The organism is Streptomyces sp. NPDC056296 (assembly GCF_042268605.1).
Taxonomy (GTDB): Bacteria; Actinomycetota; Actinomycetes; order Streptomycetales; family Streptomycetaceae; genus Streptomyces.
The window spans coordinates 45,765-65,402 of sequence record NZ_JBHJRX010000035.1; the positions used below are offsets into that span (position 1 = coordinate 45,765).

Sequence of the window (19,638 nt, forward strand, 5' to 3'; positions counted from 1 at the left end):
CGGAAGGGTTTTCCCCCGTCCCGGATATGCTCGGGCGCGCACCTCCGCCGTACACCTCTGGAGCACCTATGGCCCTCAAGATCACCGTGATCGGCACCGGCTATCTCGGCGCGACCCATGCGGCGGCGATGGCCGAGCTGGGTTTCGAGGTGCTTGGCCTGGACGTGGTGCCCGAGAAGATCGAGATGCTCCAGCGTGGCCAGGTCCCGATGTACGAGCCGGGCCTCGAGGAGCTGCTGGGCAAGCACGTCGCCGGGATCGAGGGGTCCAGCGGGCGACTGCGCTTCACCACCGACTTCGCCGAGGTCGCCGCCTTCGGCGACGTGCACTTCCTGTGCGTGAACACGCCGCAGAAGCACGGCGAGTACGCCTGTGACATGTCGTACGTCGAATCCGCGCTGGCCTCGCTGGCCCCGCATCTGACCGGCCCCGCGCTGGTCGTCGGCAAGTCGACCGTGCCCGTGGGCTCCGCCGACCGGCTGGCCCGCTACCTCGCCGAGCACGCGCCGGCCGGTGACGACGCCGAGCTGGCCTGGAACCCGGAGTTCCTGCGCGAGGGCTTCGCCGTGCAGGACACGCTGCACCCCGACCGGATCGTGGTCGGCGTGCGCAGCGAGCGAGCGGAGAAGCTGCTGCGCGAGGTGTACGCGACGCCGGTGTCGGAGGGCTCGCCGTTCGTCGTCACCGACTTCCCGACGGCCGAGCTGGTGAAGACCTCCGCGAACTCCTTCCTCGCCACCAAGATCTCCTTCATCAACGCGATGGCGGAGGTGTGCGAGGCGGCCGACGGCGACGTCGCCAAGCTGGCCGAGGCCATCGGGTACGACGACCGGATCGGGAAAAAGTTCCTGCGGGCCGGGATCGGGTTCGGCGGCGGCTGTCTGCCGAAGGACATCCGGGCGTTCATGGCGCGCGCCGGTGAGCTGGGCGCCGACCAGGCGCTCACCTTCCTGCGCGAGATCGACTCGATCAACATGCGCCAGCGCGGCCAGATGGTGGAGCTGACCCGGCAGGCGCTGGGCGGCGGCCCCTTCCTCGGCAAGCGGGTCGCGGTGCTCGGCGCCACCTTCAAGCCCGACTCGGACGACGTACGGGACTCCCCCGCGCTGAACGTCGCCGGGCAGGTCCACCTCCAGGGCGCCCAGGTGACGGTGTACGACCCCAAGGGCATGGAGAACGCCCGGCGGCTGTTCCCGACGCTCGGCTACGCCGACTCCGCGCTGGAGGCGGTGCGGGGCGCCGACGTCGTCCTGCACCTGACGGAGTGGCGGGAGTTCCGCGAGCTGGACCCGGAGGCGCTGGGCGAGGCCGTGACGGCCCGGGTGATCCTCGACGGACGCAACGCCCTGGACCCGCAGGCCTGGCGGAAGGCCGGCTGGACGTACCGGGCGATGGGCCGTCCGACGGCGTAGCCCGCCGTACCCGAAGAACGCCCGTTCAACGGGTGACGCCGGTTCGGCCGAGGCTCAGTCGGCCGAACCGGCGCCTTCTGCATTCTGCATCACAGGGCGGCCCAGCGGCCGGTGAACCCCCTCTGAGTCACGCCTCCTTGGCCCGGTACCGGCGCATCTTGGCGCGTGCCCCGCACACCTGCATCGAGCACCAGCGGCCGCGTCCGGCCGGGCTGCGGTCGTAGTACGCCAAGTGGCAGTCGGCGGCCTCGCAGGCCTTGAGCCGGATCCAGGTGCCCGCGACCAGTGCCTCGGCGACGGCGGCGGCGACACGGGCGGGCAGGGAGTCGTCCCCGGCCGGGGCGAGGGCGGCGGAGCCGTCGGCCGCGTCGACCGTCACCACCAGCGGGGCTCCGGCGAGCAGCTCGCCGAGCGGGGTCACCGTGCGGTGCGGCGGGTGGCCGGCGTGGGCGAGCAGGGTCGCGCGCAGGGACTCGCGCAGCTCGCGGGCCCCGGGGACGTCGTCCTCCGTCAGGCCGAACCGCGCCCGGCCCTCCGGTGTGTCCAGGGAGTCGGCGCCCGTCTCGATGTCCAGCGTGTTCACCAGGGTCTCGACCAGGTCCAGGCCTCCCGGTGCGGGCGATCTCTCACTCATGCTTGCGACGTTACCGCCAATAGGGCAGCATGCAGTAACCGTTACTGGTTACCCGCGCTTTGCCGGTAACCGAAGTACGCGGACTTCAAGGAGGAAGCCATGGCTGTCGCCGAACTGGGCGTCGTCGTCCTGGACTGTCCCGACCCCCACTCACTGGCCCGCTTCTACGCCGGCGTCCTCGGCGGCACCGTCGAGGACAAGAGCGACGACCAGTACGAGTGGGTCGACCTGAACCTGTCCGGCGGGCAGACGCTGGCCTTCCAGGGCTCCCCCGGCTACGTACCGCCGAAGTGGCCCGGGCCCGACGGCGCGCAGCAGTTCCACCTCGACCTCGACGTCAAGGACCTGGACGCGGCCGAGAAGGCCGTGCTGGAGCTGGGCGCGAGGCCGCTGGACGCGGAGGACCGGGCCCGGACCTTCCGGGTTTACGCGGACCCGGCCGGGCACCCGTTCTGCCTCTGCGCCTGCTGAGCGAGACCCAGACCGCCCACACCGGAAGGTTCCCCATGGCACCCGTGGCACGTTTCCGTTCCGTCGTCGTCGACTGTCCCGAGCCCCGCGAGCTGGCCCGCTTCTACGCGCAGGTGGGCGGCGGCACCCCCGAGGAGCAGGACCCCGACTGGGTGGTGCTCCAGGTGCCCGGCGGGCCGCGGCTGGCCTTCCAGCGGGCGCCGGGGCTGACCCCGCCGGAGTGGCCGCGCGCCGACCGCAACGCCCAGCAGTTCCACGTCGACTTCGACGGCGGGGCGACCTGGGAGGAGATGGACGCGGCGCACGAGAAGGTGCTCGCGCTGGGCGCCCGGCCGCTGGACCTGGAGGACCGGGAGAAGAAGGACTTCATGGTGTACGCCGACCCGGCCGGGCATCCGTTCTGCCTGTGCCGGATCGAAGACGCGTGACGGTCACACGTGACGGTTATCCGTCGAGTTCGGCGATCGTCGCCGTGGAAGGCTCCCGGCGCAGCTGTGCCGCGCGGGCGGTGAAGGCCGCTCCCCGCAGTACGCGCTGGACGTTGCCCCAGGTCAGCAGGGCCACGTCCGCCTCGGCCCAGCCGCGTCGCAGCAGCTCGGCGATGAGCCGGGGGTAACAGGAGGCGTCGCCGAGCTCCAGCGGATGGGCGGTGCCGGCGTCGTAGGTGCCGGACAGGCCGACGCTCTGCGGGCCGGCCACCGTGCGGACGTGGTCGAGGTGGTCGGCGACGTCCCGGACGGTCGGGCCGGTCTGCTCGGCGGTCAGCGGCACCATGCACAGGCCCCCGGCCGCGCCCAGTTCGACGAGCAGGTCGTCGGGGAGGTTGGCGGGGTGCGGGCGCAGGGCGCGGGCGGCGGAGCGGGTGCACAGCGCGGGCGCCTTGGAGACGGCGAAGGTACGGCGGATGGTCTCGGCGGAGGCGCCGGAGAGGTCGGTGACGACGCCGAGCCGGTTCATCTCGCGGACGACCTCCTCGCCGAACCGGGTCAGCCCCGTCTCGCTCGCCCAGGTCGCCCCGGTCAGCGTGACCACGCGCAGGCCGAGGGCGTGCAGGGAGCGCAGGATGCCGAGGCAGTCCCCGAGAGCGGCGGCGCCGGCGGGGCCGGGCAGCACGGCGACCCGGCCGCAGTTGCGGGCGTCGATGGCCTGCCCGGCGTCGAACGCCATGCGCAGCCCCTCCGGATGGGCCCGGACGACCATCTTGACCAGGTCCAGCTGCTCCATGGTGGCGCCGACGGCCCGGTCCCCGTCGATGGCGTCGGGCAGGTGCAGCGACCAGAACAACGCCCCCACATGGCCCTCGCGGAGCCGCGGCACGTCGGTGTCGACGGCGCTCTCGCCGAGCTCCAGGTCGTACCAGGGCAGGTGCTTGAGCGCCCAGGGCAGGCCGCTGTAGCCGTCGGCGACGGGGTGGGCGGCCAGCACGGCGTGCGCCCGGGTGAGCGGCTCGTCGTCGGGGTCGGACACGGGCGCGTAGGGCTCCGGCGGGAAGGCCTCCGCGGCAGGCGGCACGGACAGGTCGACGAGCCCGCCGGCCTCGGTGCTGGTGTGCAGGTCGTCCTGGAGGTCTGCCATGGCGGGCTCCGTACGGTCGTCGTGCGTTACCGTCACCGTCGCACGGAGCGGAAAGGGCTTCCTGGTGGGTGGGGCGTTCGGGGGTACGCCGCTCAGCCCCGGGCCGCCGCCTCGATCACCTCGTCCAGGGTGTCCCGGGAGCGGAGCAGGTCGGCGATCATCCGGTCGATGCGGGCGCGTTCGGCGGAGAGGTCGGCGACCAGCCGGGGCGTGGCCACGACCGAGGGTCCGCCGTCCGCGTCCCGCATGCACGGCAGCAATTGTGCGATCTTGCTGCTGCACAGCCCCGCCGCGAACAGCTCCTGGATGCGTACGACCCGGTCGACGGCCGCCTCCGCGTACTCGCGGTGCCCGCCGGGCGTACGCTCGGCCGCGAGCAGGCCCTGCTTCTCGTAGTACCGCAGCGAGCGCTCGCTGACGTTCGTGCGCCGGGCGAGTTCACCGATCCGCATGCGTACGTCTCCTCACCGGGTCTCCGGAGCTTGATTCTGACACTCATGTCAGGTTCTACCGTACGGGCATGTCGAACACAACAGAGCTCCTCGCCTCCGCTCCCCTCGGCCCGCTCACCCTCCCCAACCGCCTGGTGATGGCCCCCCTGACCCGCAACCGCGCGGAGGCCGACGGCACCCCGACCCCGCTCATGGCCACCTACTACGCCCAGCGCGCCGCCGCCGGTCTGATCGTCGCCGAGGCGGCGACGCCGAACGCGGTCGGGCAGACGTACCCGAACATCACCGCCGTCCACAGCGCGCGGCACGTGGCGGGCTGGCGGCAGGTCACCGACGCGGTACGGGAGGCGGGCGGGCGGATGTTCCTCCAGCTCCAGCACGGCGGCCGGGTCGGCCATCCCGCGACCAGCGGGCTGACGCCGGTCGCGCCCTCGCCGGTGCCGCTGCCCGAGACGATCTTCACGCCGCAGGGGCACCGCCCGGCCGTCGTCCCGAGGGAGATGAGCGAGGAGGACATCCGCACCACCGTCGCCGACTTCGCGCGGGCCGCGCGCAACGCGCTCGACGCCGGGTTCGAGGGCGTGGAGGTGCACTCCGCCAACGGCCACCTCCTGCACCAGTTCCTGGCCGCCAACACCAACCGCCGCACCGACGGTTACGGCGGCTCCGTCGCCGCGCGGATCCGGTTCACGGCCGAGGTGGTCGAGGCCGTCGTCACCGAGATCGGCGCCGAGCGGGTGGGCCTGCGGGTCTCCCCCGGCAACACCGTCAACGGCATCGCGGAGGGCGAGACCGAGGAGCTCTACCCGGCGCTCACCGAGCGGCTCGGCGGGCTCGGGCTCGCGTATCTGCACCTGGTGTACGCCGACCCGGACGCCCCGGTGTTCCGGAAGATCCGCGCCGGGTGGCCCGGGGTGCTGATCGCCAACCCGGTGCTGGGCGAGGAGCTCTCCACGGACGCCGTGCGCCGCGCCTCCGAGCGGCTGCTGGCCGCCGGGGCGGACCTGATCGCCCTGGGCCGGCCGTTCCTGGCCAACCCGGACCTGGTGGAGCGGCTGCGGCTCGGCGCGCCGTTGAATCCGGTGCGGGACCGGTACTTCATGTACGTGGGCGGGGCGACCGGCTACACCGACTACCCCGCCCTCGGTGACGGGACCGCTCAGCCGTCCAGTGCTTCGAGCGTCGCGTTGGACGGGCCCCGCGTCGCCTGAAGCCCCCGGGCCACGTCCTCCGCGGCGCCCAGCACCCGGACCGCGTTCTTCCAGGTCAGCTTGGCCAGGTCGGCCTGGGACCAGCCGCGGTCGAGCAGCTCGGCGATCAGGTTCGGGTAGCCGGACACGTCGTCCAGGCCGTCGGGCGTGAAGGCCGTGCCGTCGTAGTCGCCGCCGATGCCGAGGTGGTCGACGCCGGCGACCTCGCGCATGTGGTCGAGGTGGTCGGCGACCGTGGACACCGTGGCGACGGGGCGCGGGGTGCCTTCCTCGAAGGCGCGGTGGATCTTCATCGCCTCGGGGCCGGAGTCGAGGTGGTGGAAGCCGTGCGTCCGCATGTTGTCGTCGGCGGCGGCCGTCCAGTCCACCGCCGCCTGGAGCACGAACTTCGGCACGAACGTCACCATCGCCATGCCGCCGTTGGCGGACAGCCGCTCCAGCACGTCGTCCGGGATGTTGCGCGGGTGGTCGCAGACGGCACGCGCGGAGGAGTGGGAGAAGATCACCGGCGCGGTGGAGGTGTCCAGCGCGTCGCGCATCGTCGTCGCCGCCACGTGCGAGAGGTCGACCAGCATGCCCTCGCGGTTCATCTCCCGCACGACCTCGCGGCCGAAGGCCGACAGGCCGCCGACGGCGGGCTCGTCGGTCGCCGAGTCCGCCCACGCCACGTTGTCGTTGTGGGTGAGGGTCATGTAGCGCACGCCGAGCGCGTACAGCGCGCGGAGCGTGGCGAGCGAGTCGTCGATGGAGTGGCCGCCCTCGGCGCCCATGAGGGAGGCGATACGGCCCTCCGCGCGCGCGGCCTCCATGTCGGCGGCGGTCAGCGCGGCCCGCAGCTCCCCGGGGTGGCGGTCGATCAGCCGCCGTACGCAGTCGATCTGCTCCAGCGTCGCGGTCACCGCGCCCGGCAGGTCCGAGCGGACGTACACCGACCAGTACTGCGCGCCGACGCCGCCGGAGCGCAGCCGGGCGAGGTCGGTGTGCAGGTGGGCGGACTGATCGGCGGCGATGTCGCGGGCGTCGAGGTCGTAGCGGACCTGCTCGCGCAGCGCCCAGGGCAGGTCGTTGTGGCCGTCGACGACGGGGAACTCCCGCAGCAGCTCACGGGCCCGGTCGAGGGAGGTCACGGGCCTCACTTCCCGAAGCCGAAGGCCGCGGAGCCCTCGACCTTGGCGCGCAGCCGCTTGCCCTTCTCGGTGGCCTGGTCGTTGAGGTCCTGCTGGAACTCGCGCATGCGGCCCAGCAGCTCCTCGTCGTGGGCGGCGAGCATCCGCGCGGCCAGGAGGCCCGCGTTGCGGGCGCCGCCGACCGAGACGGTGGCGACGGGGACACCGGCCGGCATCTGCACGATGGACAGGAGGCTGTCCATGCCGTCCAGGTACTTCAGCGGCACCGGCACGCCGATGACGGGCAGCGGGGTGACCGAGGCGAGCATGCCGGGCAGGTGGGCGGCGCCGCCGGCCCCGGCGATGATCGCCTTCAGCCCGCGTCCGGCGGCCTGCTCGCCGTAGGCGATCATCTCGTGCGGCATGCGGTGCGCGGAGACGACGTCGACCTCGTAGGGGATCTCGAACTCGTCGAGGGCCTTGGCGGCGGCCTCCATGACGGGCCAGTCGCTGTCCGACCCCATGACGATGCCGACGACTGGACTGACCGGACTGACCGGGCTGGCCTGGCTCATTCGGTGATCGTCCCTCTCAGGTAGCCGGCAGCGTGACGGGCGCGCTCCAGCACGTCGTCCAGGTCGTCGCCGTAGGTGTTGACGTGACCCACCTTGCGGCCGGGCTTCACGTCCTTGCCGTACATGTGGATCTTCAGCTGCGGGTCGCGGGCCATGCAGTGCAGGTACGCGGAGTACATGTCCGGGTAGTCGCCGCCGAGGACGTTGACCATGACCGTCCACTTGGCGCGCGGGCGCGGGTCGCCGAGGGGGAGGTCGAGGACCGCGCGGACGTGGTTGGCGAACTGCGACGTGATCGCGCCGTCCATCGTCCAGTGGCCGGAGTTGTGCGGGCGCATCGCCAGTTCGTTGACGAGGACGCGGCCGTCGCGGGTCTGGAACAGCTCGACGGCGAGGTGGCCGACGACGTCCAGTTCCTTGGCGATGCTGAGCGCCATCTGCTCGGCCCTGAGCGCCAGCGTCCCGTCGACGTCGGGGGCGGGCGCGATCACCGTGTCGCAGACGCCCTTGACCTGCTGGGACTCGACGACGGGGTACGCCACCGCCTGGCCGTGCGGGGAGCGGACCACGTTGGCGGCGAGCTCGCGGACGAAGTCGACCTTCTCCTCCGCCAGCACGGGCACCCCGGCGCGGAAGGGCTCGGCCGCCTCCTCGACGGAGTCCACCACCCACACGCCCTTGCCGTCGTACCCGCCGCGGACCGTCTTGAGGACGACGGGGAAACCGTCCCCCTCGTCCGCGAAGGCGGCCACGTCGGCCGGATCGCGCACGATCCGGTGCCGCGGGCAGGGCACGCCGATCGCGTCGAGCTTCGCGCGCATCACGCCCTTGTCCTGGGCGTGCACGAGCGCGTCAGGGCCCGGGCGCACGGGGATGCCGTCCGCCTCCAGGGCCCTGAGGTGCTCGGTCGGCACGTGCTCGTGATCGAAGGTGATCACGTCACAGCCGCGCGCGAACTCGCGCAGCGTGTCCAGATCGCGATAGTCGCCGATGACGACTTCGTTCACGACCTGCGCCGCAGAATCCTGAGGGGTGTCACTGAGGAGCTTGAACCTGATGCCCAGCGGGATGCCCGACTCGTGTGTCATACGAGCGAGCTGGCCACCGCCGACCATGCCGACTACGGGGAACGTCACACCCCTAGCGTATCGGCCGCGCGAGGCCCACCTGTTTACCGGCCGTTTCCCCGGGGATACGGCCCCCCTTTCCCGTCGCCCGGCGTCCGTCCGCAGGAAGATCGCACGTCCGGGTGGTTAGCATGAACGGATTGACGCCAACCGATGGAACGGGGGCCTGCACGACCATGGAACATGGTTCCTCGGGTGCTCATACGACTCCCCCGACGCCCCCGGTAGCCCCGGCGCCCCGCAGCGCGGTGCGGGAGCGGATCGACCGGCTGGCCCGTGAGGTCGTGAAGTTCGGCGCGGTGGGCGGCGCGGGGGTCCTGGTCAACCTCCTCGTCTTCAACCTGGTGCGGCACGTGACCGACCTCGCGGTGGTGCGGGCGAGCATCATCGCGACCGTCGTCGCGATCGTCTTCAACTACCTGGGCTTCCGCTACTTCACCTACCGGGACCGCGACAAGGGCCGCCGGACCCGCGAGATGTCGTTGTTCCTGCTGTTCAGCGCGGTAGGGCTGGTGATCGAGAACGGCGTGCTCTACACGGCGACGTACGGCTTCGGCTGGGACAGCCCGCTGCAGAGCAACATCTTCAAGTTCCTCGGCATCGGCATCGGCACGCTGTTCCGCTTCTGGTCGTACCGCACCTGGGTCTTCCGGACGCTGCCGGCCCGTGAGCCGGTGACACGGGCGGAGACCTTCCTGGAGCACGAGCAGCCGACGGTGGTGCGCACCACGGACGGCACCCCGGCGGCCCACCGCTGACGGCGGCCGGGCCCTGCCCGCGCGGTACGCCTAGCGCACCGTCTGTCCCGAGTCCCCGGACGACTTCTTCGACGGCGGTGTGCGCGACAGGAACAGGCCGAACACCGGAGGCCGGCCCTGCAACAGCTCCAGCCGGCCGCCGTCCGCCTCGGCCAGGTCGCGGGCGACGGCCAGGCCGATACCCGTCGAGTTCCGCCCGCTGATCGCGCGCTCGAAGATCCGCGCCCCCAGGTCGCCCGGCACGCCGGCCCCCTCGTCGGTGACCTCGACCACCGCCTGGTTGCCGGTCACCCGGGTCCGCAGGGCCACCGTGCCGCCACCGTGCATCAGTGAGTTCTCGATCAGCGCGGCCAGCACCTGCGCCACCGCGCCCGGGGTGCCCACGGCCGTCAGATGCCGTTTGCCGGAACTGACGATCGCCCGCCCCTCGCTGCGGTAGGCGGGGCGCCACTCGGCGATCTGCTGATGGATGACGTCGTCCAGTTCGAAGGTGACGGCGGAGCCGCTGCGCGGGTCGCGGGAGTTCGTCAGCAGCCGGTCCACGACGTCCGTCAGCCGCTCCACCTGCGACAGCGCGATCGCCGCCTCGTCCTTCACCGTCTCCAGTTCCTCGGTGAGGGTGATCTCCTCCAGCCGCATGGACAGCGCCGTCAGCGGTGTACGCAGCTGGTGGGAGGCGTCGGCGGCCAGGCGGCGCTCGGCGGTGAGCATCCGGGCGATGCGCTCGGCGGAGGAGTCCAGCACGTCCGCGACCCGGTCCAGCTCGGGGACGCCGTAGCGCTTGTGCCTCGGGCGCGGGTCGCCGGAGCCGAGGCGTTCGGCGGTCTCGGCGAGGTCGGTGAGCGGGGAGGCGAGGCGGTTGGCCTGCCGGATCGCCAGCAGCACCGCCGCGATCACCGCGAGCAGCGCCACCAGACCGATGATCAGCAGGGTCCGGCCGACCTCGCGGGTCACCGAGGAACTCGGCTCCTCGACGAGGACCGTCTCGCCCTCCTCGCCGGTGGCCTTGCCCCGGATGACCTCACCGGTCGGCCGGCTGCCGACCTCGATGACCGGCTTGCCTGGGATGCGGATCTCGGCGTACCGGGCGTCCCGGACCTGCTCCCGGAGGAACTTGGCGTCGACGGACCCGGCGCCGAGCAGCCGGCTGTCCACGATGCTGGCCAGCCGCACCGCCTCCAGGTCGACCCGTTCCTGGGCGGAGCTGCTGATCGTCCGGGTTTCGACGATCACGAGGGAGACGCCGAAAACGGCGATCACGACGAGCACCACGGCGAGCGTGGACTGGATCAGTCGACGGCGCATGTCCTCTTACCCGGGCAGGCCCTGAGAACTTCTCGGGGGCTCAGTTCTTCTCGAAACGGAATCCCACGCCGCGCACGGTGGCGATGTAGCGGGGGTTGGCCGCGTCGTCCCCCAGCTTCTTGCGCAGCCAGGAGATGTGCATGTCGAGGGTCTTGGTCGACGACCACCAGGTGGTGTCCCAGACCTCGCGCATCAGCTGGTCGCGGGTGACGACCCGGCCGGCGTCGCGCACCAGCACCCGCAGCAGGTCGAACTCCTTGGCGGTGAGCTGGAGCTCCTCCTCGCCCATCCAGGCCCGGTGCGACTCGACGTCGATGCGCACACCGTGCGTGGCGGCCGGCTGCGGGGGCTCGACGGCACCGCGCCTCAGCAGGGCGCGGACCCGGGCGAGCAGCTCGGCGAGGCGGAAGGGCTTGGTGACGTAGTCGTCGGCGCCCGCGTCCAGACCGACGACGGTGTCCACCTCGTCGGCGCGCGCGGTCAGGACCAGGATCGGCACGGCGTGGCCCTCGGACCGCAGCCGGCGGGCGACCTCCAGCCCGTCCATGCCCGGCAGGCCCAGGTCCAGCACGACCAGGTCGATGCCGCCCTGCAGCCCGGCGTCGAGTGCGGTGGGTCCGTCCTCACGCACCTCGACCTCGTACCCTTCCCGGCGCAGTGCGCGGGCCAGCGGCTCCGAGATGGACGCGTCGTCCTCGGCGAGCAGTACACGGGTCATGAGCTGATGGTAGTCCGCTCGGAGCAGCGCCCGGGGCGTGATCGCCCCGAGGGTCTCTTACCTACGGACAAGCCGGGCACCCGCCGCGTGACCTGCCCGTCCGACCCCCGCCGATCCGCCACCGGCCCTCTGTGCGAACCTGCGGCAGTGGGGTGTCATCCTGTGATGGACCTTCGAAAGATCGTTCGCGGTTCCTTCATTACCTGTGATCCGCGTCTCAAGTCCTTCCATACCGGGCGGTGTCCTGCCGTATGGTGAATCAGCGCCTGTAGCACCCAGGGGACCTTTGGCGACAGTTTCGACGCTGAGGGTCTCTTTTGTGTGCGGGTCGGCCCCCACGGCCGACCTTGAAAGGAATGACCTGTGGCCGGGCCTCACCGCGTGCACTGACGTGCGCGGAGGCGTGGATCCCGGTGGCCGCCGTCCACCGCTTCGCAATCCGGAGCGGAATCCCTCAGGCGTGGGGTGGGCGGGTGACGGCCGCCGGTGCCGGCCGCCCCCCACCGGGCGCGCATCGCCTCATGAGCGCGTCCCGACCAGCAAGGATCGACCATGGCGTCCAGCCTGACGAAGGACTCGGTCTCTCCGGGCACCCCCGGTTCCGAGAAGACCTTCTTCGGCCACCCCCGCGGACTGGCCACACTCTTCATGACCGAGATGTGGGAGCGTTTCTCCTACTACGGCATGAGGGCTCTGCTCCCGCTGTACCTGGTGGCCCCCGGCGGTCTCGGCATGAACGCCGGCACCGCGACCGCGATCTACTCGGTGTACCTCTCGCTGGTGTACTTGCTCACGATGCCGGGCGGCTGGTTCGGCGACCGTGTCTGGGGTCCCCGCAAGACCGTCGCCGTCGCCGGTGGCGTCATCATGCTCGGCCATCTCACGCTGGCGCTGCCCTCCTCGGGCACGTTCTTCGCGGGCCTCGGCCTGGTCGCCATCGGTTCCGGTCTCCTGAAGGCCAACATCTCGACGATGGTCGGCCAGCTCTACGACGGCCCCGACGACCCGCGCCGCGACGGTGGCTTCACCGTCTTCTACATGGGCATCAACCTCGGTGCCTTCGCGGCGCCGCTGATCATCGGCACCATCGGTGAGAGCGTCAACTGGCACCTGGGCTTCGCGCTCGCCGCGGTCGGCATGGGCCTGGGCGTGGTCCAGTTCCTGCTCGGCAGCCGCCACCTGGCCCCGCACTCCAGCGTGGTCCCGAAGCCCCTGTCGGTGGAGGAGAAGACCTCCACGCTGCGCAAGGCCGCGTTCTGGGCCGCGCTCGCCCTCGTCTTCTACGCGATCGTCGGCTTCTCCGGCAACTACACCCTGAACTGGATCCTGGTCCCGCTGACGCTGCTCGGCGTGATCATCCCGGTGCTGGTGCTGACCCGGATCAAGCGCGACAAGGAGCTGGACCGCGCCGAGCAGTCCAAGATGTCGGCGTACATCTGGTTCTTCGTCGCCGCGGCCGTCTTCTGGATGATCTACGACCAGGGCGGCTCGACCCTGGCGATCTTCGCCGACTCCTCCACCGACACCAGCGTCCTCGGCTGGGAGTTCCCGGTCTCCTGGTTCCAGTCGGTCAACCCGGTCATCATCATGGCCCTGGCCCCGGTCTTCGCCACGGTGTGGCTGGCGCTCGCCCGGCGCGGCAAGGAACCGAGCACGATCGTCAAGTTCTCCTTCGGTCTGGTCCTGGTCGGCGCGTCCTTCTTCCTCTTCCTGGCCCCGCTGGCCATCGCGGACGGCGGTCACAAGGCGGCCGCGCTGTGGCTGGTGGCGATCTACTTCGTGCAGACCTGCGGCGAGCTGATGCTCTCCCCGGTCGGCCTGTCGGTCACCACGAAGATGGCGCCCGTGAAGTACGCCTCGCAGATGATGGGCGTCTGGTTCCTGGCCGTCACCGCCGGTGACGCCACGACCGGCCTGCTCTCCATCGCCGGCGTCGACCTCAACAAGACGGGCATCGTGGCCGCGGAAGCCACGCTCGCCGTGGTCGCCGGTCTCGCGATCTGGATGTACCGCAAGCGCGTGAAGGAACTCATGGGCGACGTCCGCTGAGGCCTGCCGACCTGGCGGTTCTTGCCTACGGAGGGTCATCGCATCCCGGTGGATGCGGTGGCCCTCCGGGCGCTTTTGGGGGTGGGTGCGGGGCGTGGAGTGGGGTGGGGTGCGCGTGTGGGCGGGGCGTGGGCGCGGATGAGGCGCAAGGCGTGGGTGGCGCGCAGGTGGGGGTGCCGTGTGTGCGGGGCGCGGGGGGTGCGCGTGGGCGCGGATGAGGCGCGGGGCCTTTGAGAAGCGCACATGTAGGTGTCCTGGGACGGGCCTGGGCACCGGGGCGGGGGGATCCGGTTCCGCCCCGGCAGGTGCCGGGTGCGCACCGGCGAGGGGCGCGAAGCTCGGGGCTGCGCGGGGCGCGGGCCCAAGACGACGCAGGAGCATGAGACTGCGCGGGGCACAGGGCGGGGGGCGGCGGGCGCTCCAGGCAGCGCGGGGCACAGACCATACGGCCACAGGGCGGCGGGCGCTTGCCGCTGCACGGGACGCGGCCCGCAGGGCGACGAGCGCTGGAGAGACAGCGCGGACGCAGGGCGGCGGCTGCACATGGCGGTGGACGCTTGAGGCAGCGCGGCACAAGGCGGCGAGCGGCAGACGCAGAAGCTTGAGGCTGCGCGAGGCGCGAGCCACAGGACGGCAGCGCTGGAGAGACAGCGCGGGTGCACGGCGACCCAGGAACGCAAAGCTGCGCAGGCGCGCTGGGCGCAGGACCTGGCACGCGCAGGGGTGCAGGGGGCGGAGCCCCCGCCGGGGTCTGGGGCGGAGCCCCAGGGGCGTCGGCCTCCTGGCCAACCGAGTCGGGCGGGCGGGTGGGAAAAGGCCGGCAAGAGCGCCGCAGGCCTACGCCGGCGCTCCCAGCTCCGCCCACACCCTCTTGCCCGCGACCCCGGGCGTCCGCACCACGCCCCAGTCCAGGCACAGCCGCTGCACGATAAACATGCCGTGGCCGCCGGGACGCCCCGCACGGTGCGGGGTCCGCGGCGCCGGCTGACCCGTACCGCGGTCGGAGACCTCCAGCCGGATCACCTTCTTCTCACAGGTGATCCACAGCTCGTCCGGCCCCTCGGCATGCAGACACGCGTTGGTGACCAGCTCGGACACCACGAGCAGTACGTCCTCGGCGGCGGCCCGCTGGTCCGCGGTGGCGGAGGGCAGCCAGCCCCAGGCGTACAGCGCCTGGCGGGTGAAGTCACGAGCGAGCGGGACCACCCCGCTCTGGTCGTCGAAGCTCAGCCTGCGCCCCTGCCGCCCGCCATCGCCCGCGCCCGCGGCCCCGGCCTCGGCCGGAGACGGACCGGACGGAGCCGGACCGGACGGAGCCGAGGAAGGAGTCGGGGACGACGGCGCGGACGCCCCGATCACGGCGGCCTGCCCCGCGGACACGCCCCCCTCGGACTCCCCGGTCCCGGGCACGCCCCCCTCGGACGCCCCGGAAGCGCCGCCGGGCTCCGGACCGCGGTCGCCCGGCGAGTAGGGCCGGGTGGTGCTCATCAGCGCTTCACCTCACCGATTCACCAGTTCACGTTTCAAAGTCGTACGTCGTACACAGTCAGCTCAGGGTGTCTCCTGCCCGACCGGACCGTCCGAACACCCCTGTATTCGGCACGAAACACGGGACGGGGCGAAAACGCCTGCCTCAGGCAGCGCACGAGACCCGCCGCCGGCCGGACAAGGACGGCTCAGTCGGACTCGTCGGCCAGGGCGGCCTCAAGGGTGTCATGAAGGGTGAAGACCGCTTCGGCCCCCGTGATCTCGAACACGCGAGCCACCACCGGCTGCATGGCCACCAGATGTACACCGCCCCCCGCGGCCTCCGCCTTCAACCGCGCGCCGAGCAGGACGTTGAGTCCCGTGGAGTCGCAGAACTCCAGACGCGAACAGTCGACGACAAGCCGATTGAATCCCTTGGCGAGACAGTCCTCCAGCGGCTCGCGCAACAGATCGGCGGTGTGGTGATCCAACTCACCCGCCGGTGTCACGACGGCACTGGGGCCCTCTTCCCGTACCTCGACCAGAAGCCGGCCCGACTGGGCACTGCCGACCGTCCCGCGGTCCATGCCGTTTCTCTCTCCCGAGGTCGTGACTGCTTGCTGACGCCCCCGAACACTACGCCTTCCCACCGCACTCCGACACCCGAACAACCGCACACAAACGGACATACCCACACAGAACACACTTGCGGTGGGCTCGGTAAACCCGGTAGGGCTAGTAGGACACGTAAACCGACACGGCCGGCTTTGGAGGCGCCGCACACCGCAGTGCACGTAATTGGCTTCGGCAGCCGTATGCCGAGAACGATGGAGGACATCATGTCACCCCGGCTCGACGGATCGCGTACCCAAGAAGCGACGTCGACACTCCCTCCGGAACATCTGGATCCCATCGAGCACCATGACGCGGTCGTCGACCACGACGGCGCACTCGCCGGGCTTCCGGACATCCCCGCTTACGACGAGGTTGCTCCGGCGGACGCCCGGGCCCTGTCCAAGACCCTCTTCGAGCGGCTTGAGTCGCTGGAGGAAGGCACCCACGAGCACGCGTACGTACGCAACACGCTCGTCGAGCTCAACCTCGCGCTGGTCAAGTTCGCCGCCTCCCGCTTCCGCTCCCGCAGCGAGCCGATGGAGGACATCATCCAGGTCGGCACGATCGGCCTGATCAAGGCGATCGACCGCTTCGAGATGTCCCGCGGTGTGGAGTTCCCCACGTTCGCGATGCCGACCATCATCGGCGAGATCAAGCGCTTCTTCCGCGACACCTCGTGGTCCGTGCGCGTCCCGCGCCGCCTCCAGGAGCTGCGGCTCGACCTGGCCAAGGCCGGCGACGAGCTGGCCCAGCGCCTCGACCGCGCCCCCACGGTGAGCGAGCTGGCCGAGCACCTCGGCCTGTCCAGGGACGAGGTCGTCGAGGGCATGGCGGCCTCCAACGCCTACACCGCCTCCTCGCTGGACGCCCAGCCGGAGGAGGACGACGCGGAGGGCGCGCTGGCCGACCGCATCGGCTACGAGGACCACGGGCTCGAGGGCATCGAGTACGTCGAGTCGCTGAAGCCGCTGATCGCGGAACTCCCGTCCCGGGACCGCAAGATCCTCTCGCTCCGCTTCGTCGCCGGCATGACCCAGTCGGAGATCGGCGAGGAGCTCGGCATCTCCCAGATGCACGTCTCGCGCCTGCTGTCGCGGACACTCGTACGGCTGCGCAAGGGGCTCACGGTCGAGGAGTAGTCCTCACCGGGTGACGCTTGCCCTCCAGGGGGGCGGTCCGAAATCGGGCCGCCCCCCTTCGGGTTGCGCGCGCCGTCTCCGGTACGGACCATCGCTCCCGCCCGGAGCCGCCGCCGAAACAGCCGCCGAAACAGCCGCCGGTTACCCACGGAAACCTCTTTCCTCACGGGCCCCGTTCCACCACTATGAGGCACCCCACAAACTGGCCGGTACGTCAGGATCGGCACCGTGGAGTCGCGGGGTACGAGGAGGCGGACGGATGGTTCGGGGCGACGGGACCGACGGTGGTGCCCAGGCCGGGGACGAGATGTACGCCGACGCGTCCGACGCGCGGCTGACCGAACTGCTGCGCGCCGACACACCCACCGCCTATCCGGCGCTACAGGAACTGCGCGCACGGCATCAGCCTTCGGTACTCGCCTACGCCCGCCTGTGCACGGCCGGCGAGTCCACGGCACGGCAACTGGCCGCGCGTGCCTTCACACTGGCGGCCCGTCAGGCCGCCCGCGGCACCGACGCCGGTGGGCCGTGGCGGCATCAGCTCCTGCTGCTGGCCGGTGTGACCGCGGCCGAGTGGGCGGCCGACGAACGCTCCGCCGGACTCGACGCCGGGCTGCTCCTCGTGGTGAACACGGCGGGCACGGGCTGCCCGGTCCCGCCCATGCTCGCGGCCTTCCGTTCCCTGCCGCCCCGCGCCCAGGGCATGATCTGGTACGGGGTGGTGGACCGGGAGCCCGCCGACCGGACGGCCGCGCTGCTCGGCCTCGGCCGCCAGGACGTCGCGTACGGCACACAGCCCGCGCTCCAGGCACTGGCGCAGGCCTGTCTGCGTTCCCGGCTGGCCGCCTCCGAGGACCCGCGCTGTGTGGACTTCCGGCGCCTCATCGAGGAGTCGGTACGGCCCGACACGCCCCGGGACAGCGCCGACCTGCACGCCCACATGACGCACTGCCCGCACTGCACGGCGGCGTACGAGGAGCTGTGCACGTTCCGGGACACCCCGCGCACGGCCCTGGCCGAGGGCCTGCTGCCGTGGGCGGGCACGGCGTACGCCGCGCGGGAGGCGGACGAGACGGGCGGCGTCGCCTCGCTCGCGATGTCCGGACCCTGGCCGCCGTCGCGCCGCTTCGCGCTGGCGTCGGCGGCCCTGGGCGTGGCCCTGGCGCCGCTGCTCCTCCTGGTGCTGTCGCCGGACGACACGCCGTCCCGGCCGGCGGCGAACACGTCGTCACGTCCCCCCGCCGGACCACCGCCGGTGACGGTGACGGCGACCGTCCCGGCGACGCCGTCCTCCCCCACGCCGTCGCCGTCGCCCTCCGCGTCGTCGAAGTCCCCCTCGCCGAAGCCGAGTCCGACGCCCTCGCGCACCGCGCGGCCGTCGCCGACGCCGACGCCGTCCACGCCGTCGTACCGGGCGCCGGGCGGGGCGTACGCCCAGGTGGTGAACGTCGCCTCGGGGCGGTGCCTGGACATCGACGGCGGCCTGGAGAAGGGCACGGACGTCGTCACGGCGCCCTGCACCTCGTCCCACACCCAGCTGTGGCGGGTCGACGCCGGGCGCGGGGTGGTCCAGTCGTACGCCGACGAGGACTACTGCCTGGACAGCCGCGGCTCCGTGGAGAAGGGCGTCGGCATCTGGGAGTGCGACTCGGTCGACGGACGCAACGGCCAGAACCTCCGCTTCTCGGTGGACGCGCGCGGTGTGATCCGCCCCGGCATCGCCCCGGACCGCGCGGTGACGCCGGGCGGGGGCGACGCGGTGGTCCTCGTCGGGGCGGATCCGGGGCGGACGGATCAGCGGTGGCGGGCGGGGACCTCCTGAGGGCGTCCGGCGAACGTCACACGACGCGTACGCCGCGCCGCCAGACCCCGCTGACCAGCGGTACGCCGGGCCGGTAGGCCAGGTGGACGTGGCTCGGGGCGTCGAGGAGGGTCAGGTCGGCGTACGCGCCCGGGGTGAGGCGGCCGACGTCGTCGCGGCGCAGAGCGGCCGCACCGCCCGCGGTGGCCGACCAGACCGCCTCGTCGGGGGTCATCCCCATGTCCCGTACGGCGAGCGCGACGCAGAACGGCACGGAGGACGTGAAGGACGAGCCGGGGTTGCAGTCGGTGGACAGCGCGACCGTCACACCGGCGTCGACGAGGCGCCGGGCGTCCGGCCACTCGGCGCGGGTGGAGAACTCGGCGCCGGGGAGCAGGGTGGCGACCGTGCGGCTGCCGGCGAGGGCGTCCACGTCGGCGTCGGTGAGGTGGGTGCAGTGGTCGGCGCTGGCGGCGTCGAGTTCGACCGCGAGCTGGACGCCGGGGCCGTAGGAGAGCTGGTTGGCGTGGATGCGCGGGTGCAGACCCTTGGCCTGGCCGGCGGTGAGGATCGCGCGGGCCTGGTCGCCGTCGAAGGCACCCTTCTCGCAGAACACGTCGATCCAGCGGGCGTGCGGGGCGCAGGCGTCGAGCATCTCGCCGGTGACGAGGGCGACGTAGGCGGCCGGGTCGTCGGCGAGTTCGGGGGCGACGATGTGGGCGCCGAGGAAGGTGACCTCGTCGGTGTGGCGGGCGGCGACGCGCAGGGCGCGGGACTCGTCGGCGGTGGTCAGGCCGTAGCCGGACTTGGTCTCGAAGGTGGTGGTGCCCTGGCGCAGGGCCTCTTCGAGGTATCGGGTGAGGCCCGCTTCCAGTTCCGCGTCGCTCGCGGCGCGGGTCGCGGCGACGGTGGTGCGGATGCCGCCGGCGCTGTAGGGGCGGCCGGACATGCGGGCGTTGAACTCCTCGGTGCGGTCGCCCCCGAAGAGGAGGTGGGAGTGGGAGTCGACGAAGCCGGGGAGGACCGCCCGGCCGCCGGCGTCGACCCGGTTGTCAGTGGCGGGTGCTTTGCTTGATTCACCGGTCCACGCGACGCGGTCGCCGTCGATGACGACGGCCGCGTCCCGGACCAGTCCGAGGGGGGAGTTGTCACCGAGGGAGGGGTCGTTGGTGACCAGCGCGGCGATGTTGGTGATGACGGTGCTGCTGCTCATGGTGTCCGTG

19 protein-coding genes are annotated in these 19,638 nt (G+C 71.9%); 8 read left to right on the plus strand and 11 right to left on the minus strand.

All coding sequences use genetic code 11. The annotated features are described in order from the left end of the window. Positions 1-68: 68 nt before the first annotated feature. The gene (locus ACFCZF_RS24900) at positions 69-1,412 is read left to right on the plus strand and encodes a UDP-glucose dehydrogenase family protein (RefSeq protein ID WP_376673539.1); all 1,344 of its coding nucleotides are present in this window, start codon (positions 69-71) and stop codon (positions 1,410-1,412) included. Positions 1,413-1,539: 127 nt separating this feature from the next. Here ACFCZF_RS24900 and ACFCZF_RS24905 read toward each other — a convergent pair whose 3' ends face one another. Then, positions 1,540-2,046 carry a CGNR zinc finger domain-containing protein gene (locus ACFCZF_RS24905; protein ID WP_376673540.1) on the minus strand — a complete coding sequence of 169 codons (507 nt, stop codon included), beginning with the start codon at positions 2,044-2,046 and terminating at the stop codon, positions 1,540-1,542. 99 nt (positions 2,047-2,145) lie between these two features. Between ACFCZF_RS24905 and ACFCZF_RS24910 the strand changes: the two genes are divergently transcribed. Then, positions 2,146-2,517, plus strand: a complete 372-nt coding sequence (locus ACFCZF_RS24910) for a VOC family protein (protein ID WP_376673541.1) — start codon at positions 2,146-2,148, stop codon at positions 2,515-2,517. 35 nt (positions 2,518-2,552) lie between these two features. Beyond that, a complete protein-coding gene (locus tag ACFCZF_RS24915; protein ID WP_376673542.1) occupies positions 2,553-2,945 on the plus strand; it encodes a VOC family protein in 393 nt (130 codons plus the stop codon). 16 nt (positions 2,946-2,961) lie between these two features. Here the strand turns inward: ACFCZF_RS24915 and ACFCZF_RS24920 are convergent, their stop codons facing one another. Together ACFCZF_RS24920 and ACFCZF_RS24925 are read right to left on the minus strand one after the other, a co-directional pair. Then, positions 2,962-4,092, minus strand: a complete 1,131-nt coding sequence (locus tag ACFCZF_RS24920) for a dipeptidase (RefSeq protein WP_376673543.1) — start codon at positions 4,090-4,092, stop codon at positions 2,962-2,964. A 92-nt stretch (positions 4,093-4,184) separates the two neighbouring features. After that, positions 4,185-4,544 (minus strand): MerR family transcriptional regulator, encoded by a 360-nt coding sequence (locus ACFCZF_RS24925; RefSeq protein WP_376673544.1) that lies wholly within the window; start codon positions 4,542-4,544, stop codon positions 4,185-4,187. Between the two features lie 68 nt (positions 4,545-4,612). Between ACFCZF_RS24925 and ACFCZF_RS24930 the strand changes: the two genes are divergently transcribed. Further along, a complete protein-coding gene (locus tag ACFCZF_RS24930; protein WP_376673545.1) occupies positions 4,613-5,755 on the plus strand; it encodes an alkene reductase in 1,143 nt (380 codons plus the stop codon). Here ACFCZF_RS24930 and ACFCZF_RS24935 read toward each other — a convergent pair. The 3 genes from ACFCZF_RS24935 to ACFCZF_RS24945 are packed head-to-tail and all read right to left on the minus strand — an operon-like array spanning position 5,704 to position 8,572. Then, on the minus strand, positions 5,704-6,882 hold the full coding sequence (locus ACFCZF_RS24935; protein WP_376673546.1) for a dipeptidase: 1,179 nt from the start codon (positions 6,880-6,882) through the stop codon (positions 5,704-5,706). The two genes, ACFCZF_RS24930 and ACFCZF_RS24935, sit on opposite strands and share 52 nt — an antisense overlap. Positions 6,883-6,887: 5 nt before the next feature. After that, positions 6,888-7,436 (minus strand): 5-(carboxyamino)imidazole ribonucleotide mutase, encoded by a 549-nt coding sequence (gene purE, locus ACFCZF_RS24940; protein WP_376673547.1) that lies wholly within the window; start codon positions 7,434-7,436, stop codon positions 6,888-6,890. Continuing rightward, positions 7,433-8,572: a 5-(carboxyamino)imidazole ribonucleotide synthase gene (locus ACFCZF_RS24945; RefSeq protein WP_376673548.1), complete on the minus strand. Its 1,140-nt coding sequence runs from the start codon at positions 8,570-8,572 to the stop codon at positions 7,433-7,435. The genes purE and ACFCZF_RS24945 overlap by 4 nt, the downstream gene beginning before the upstream one ends. Positions 8,573-8,739: 167 nt before the next feature. On the opposite strand from ACFCZF_RS24945, the gene ACFCZF_RS24950 reads away from it, so the two are divergent. Then, positions 8,740-9,321 (plus strand): GtrA family protein, encoded by a 582-nt coding sequence (locus ACFCZF_RS24950; protein WP_376673578.1) that lies wholly within the window; start codon positions 8,740-8,742, stop codon positions 9,319-9,321. A 30-nt stretch (positions 9,322-9,351) separates the two neighbouring features. Here ACFCZF_RS24950 and ACFCZF_RS24955 read toward each other — a convergent pair whose 3' ends face one another. Together ACFCZF_RS24955 and ACFCZF_RS24960 are read right to left on the minus strand one after the other, a co-directional pair. Then, positions 9,352-10,626 (minus strand): ATP-binding protein, encoded by a 1,275-nt coding sequence (locus tag ACFCZF_RS24955; protein ID WP_375909022.1) that lies wholly within the window; start codon positions 10,624-10,626, stop codon positions 9,352-9,354. Positions 10,627-10,666: 40 nt separating this feature from the next. Beyond that, the gene (locus ACFCZF_RS24960) at positions 10,667-11,344 is read right to left on the minus strand and encodes a response regulator transcription factor (RefSeq protein ID WP_375909019.1); all 678 of its coding nucleotides are present in this window, start codon (positions 11,342-11,344) and stop codon (positions 10,667-10,669) included. Positions 11,345-11,896: 552 nt separating this feature from the next. Between ACFCZF_RS24960 and ACFCZF_RS24965 the strand changes: the two genes are divergently transcribed. Continuing rightward, positions 11,897-13,393, plus strand: coding sequence for an MFS transporter (locus ACFCZF_RS24965; protein WP_376673549.1), 1,497 nt, complete (start codon positions 11,897-11,899; stop codon positions 13,391-13,393). 837 nt (positions 13,394-14,230) lie between these two features. Here ACFCZF_RS24965 and ACFCZF_RS24970 read toward each other — a convergent pair. Together ACFCZF_RS24970 and ACFCZF_RS24975 are read right to left on the minus strand one after the other, a co-directional pair. Beyond that, entirely contained in the window at positions 14,231-14,881 is a 651-nt protein-coding gene (locus ACFCZF_RS24970; protein WP_376673550.1) for an ATP-binding protein, read from the minus strand. Between the two features lie 188 nt (positions 14,882-15,069). After that, a complete protein-coding gene (locus ACFCZF_RS24975) occupies positions 15,070-15,447 on the minus strand; it encodes an STAS domain-containing protein (RefSeq protein ID WP_055417279.1) in 378 nt (125 codons plus the stop codon). A gap of 252 nt (positions 15,448-15,699) precedes the next feature. Here ACFCZF_RS24975 and ACFCZF_RS24980 point away from each other — a divergent pair, with 252 nt between their 5' ends. After that, positions 15,700-16,614: an RNA polymerase sigma factor SigF gene (locus tag ACFCZF_RS24980; protein WP_375909011.1), complete on the plus strand. Its 915-nt coding sequence runs from the start codon at positions 15,700-15,702 to the stop codon at positions 16,612-16,614. A gap of 259 nt (positions 16,615-16,873) precedes the next feature. Next, on the plus strand, positions 16,874-18,436 hold the full coding sequence (locus ACFCZF_RS24985; RefSeq protein ID WP_376673551.1) for an RICIN domain-containing protein: 1,563 nt from the start codon (positions 16,874-16,876) through the stop codon (positions 18,434-18,436). Positions 18,437-18,452: 16 nt separating this feature from the next. Here the strand turns inward: ACFCZF_RS24985 and hutI are convergent, their stop codons facing one another. Beyond that, the gene (gene hutI, locus ACFCZF_RS24990) at positions 18,453-19,628 is read right to left on the minus strand and encodes an imidazolonepropionase (protein ID WP_376673552.1); all 1,176 of its coding nucleotides are present in this window, start codon (positions 19,626-19,628) and stop codon (positions 18,453-18,455) included. Between the last annotated feature and the right edge of the window lie 10 nt (positions 19,629-19,638).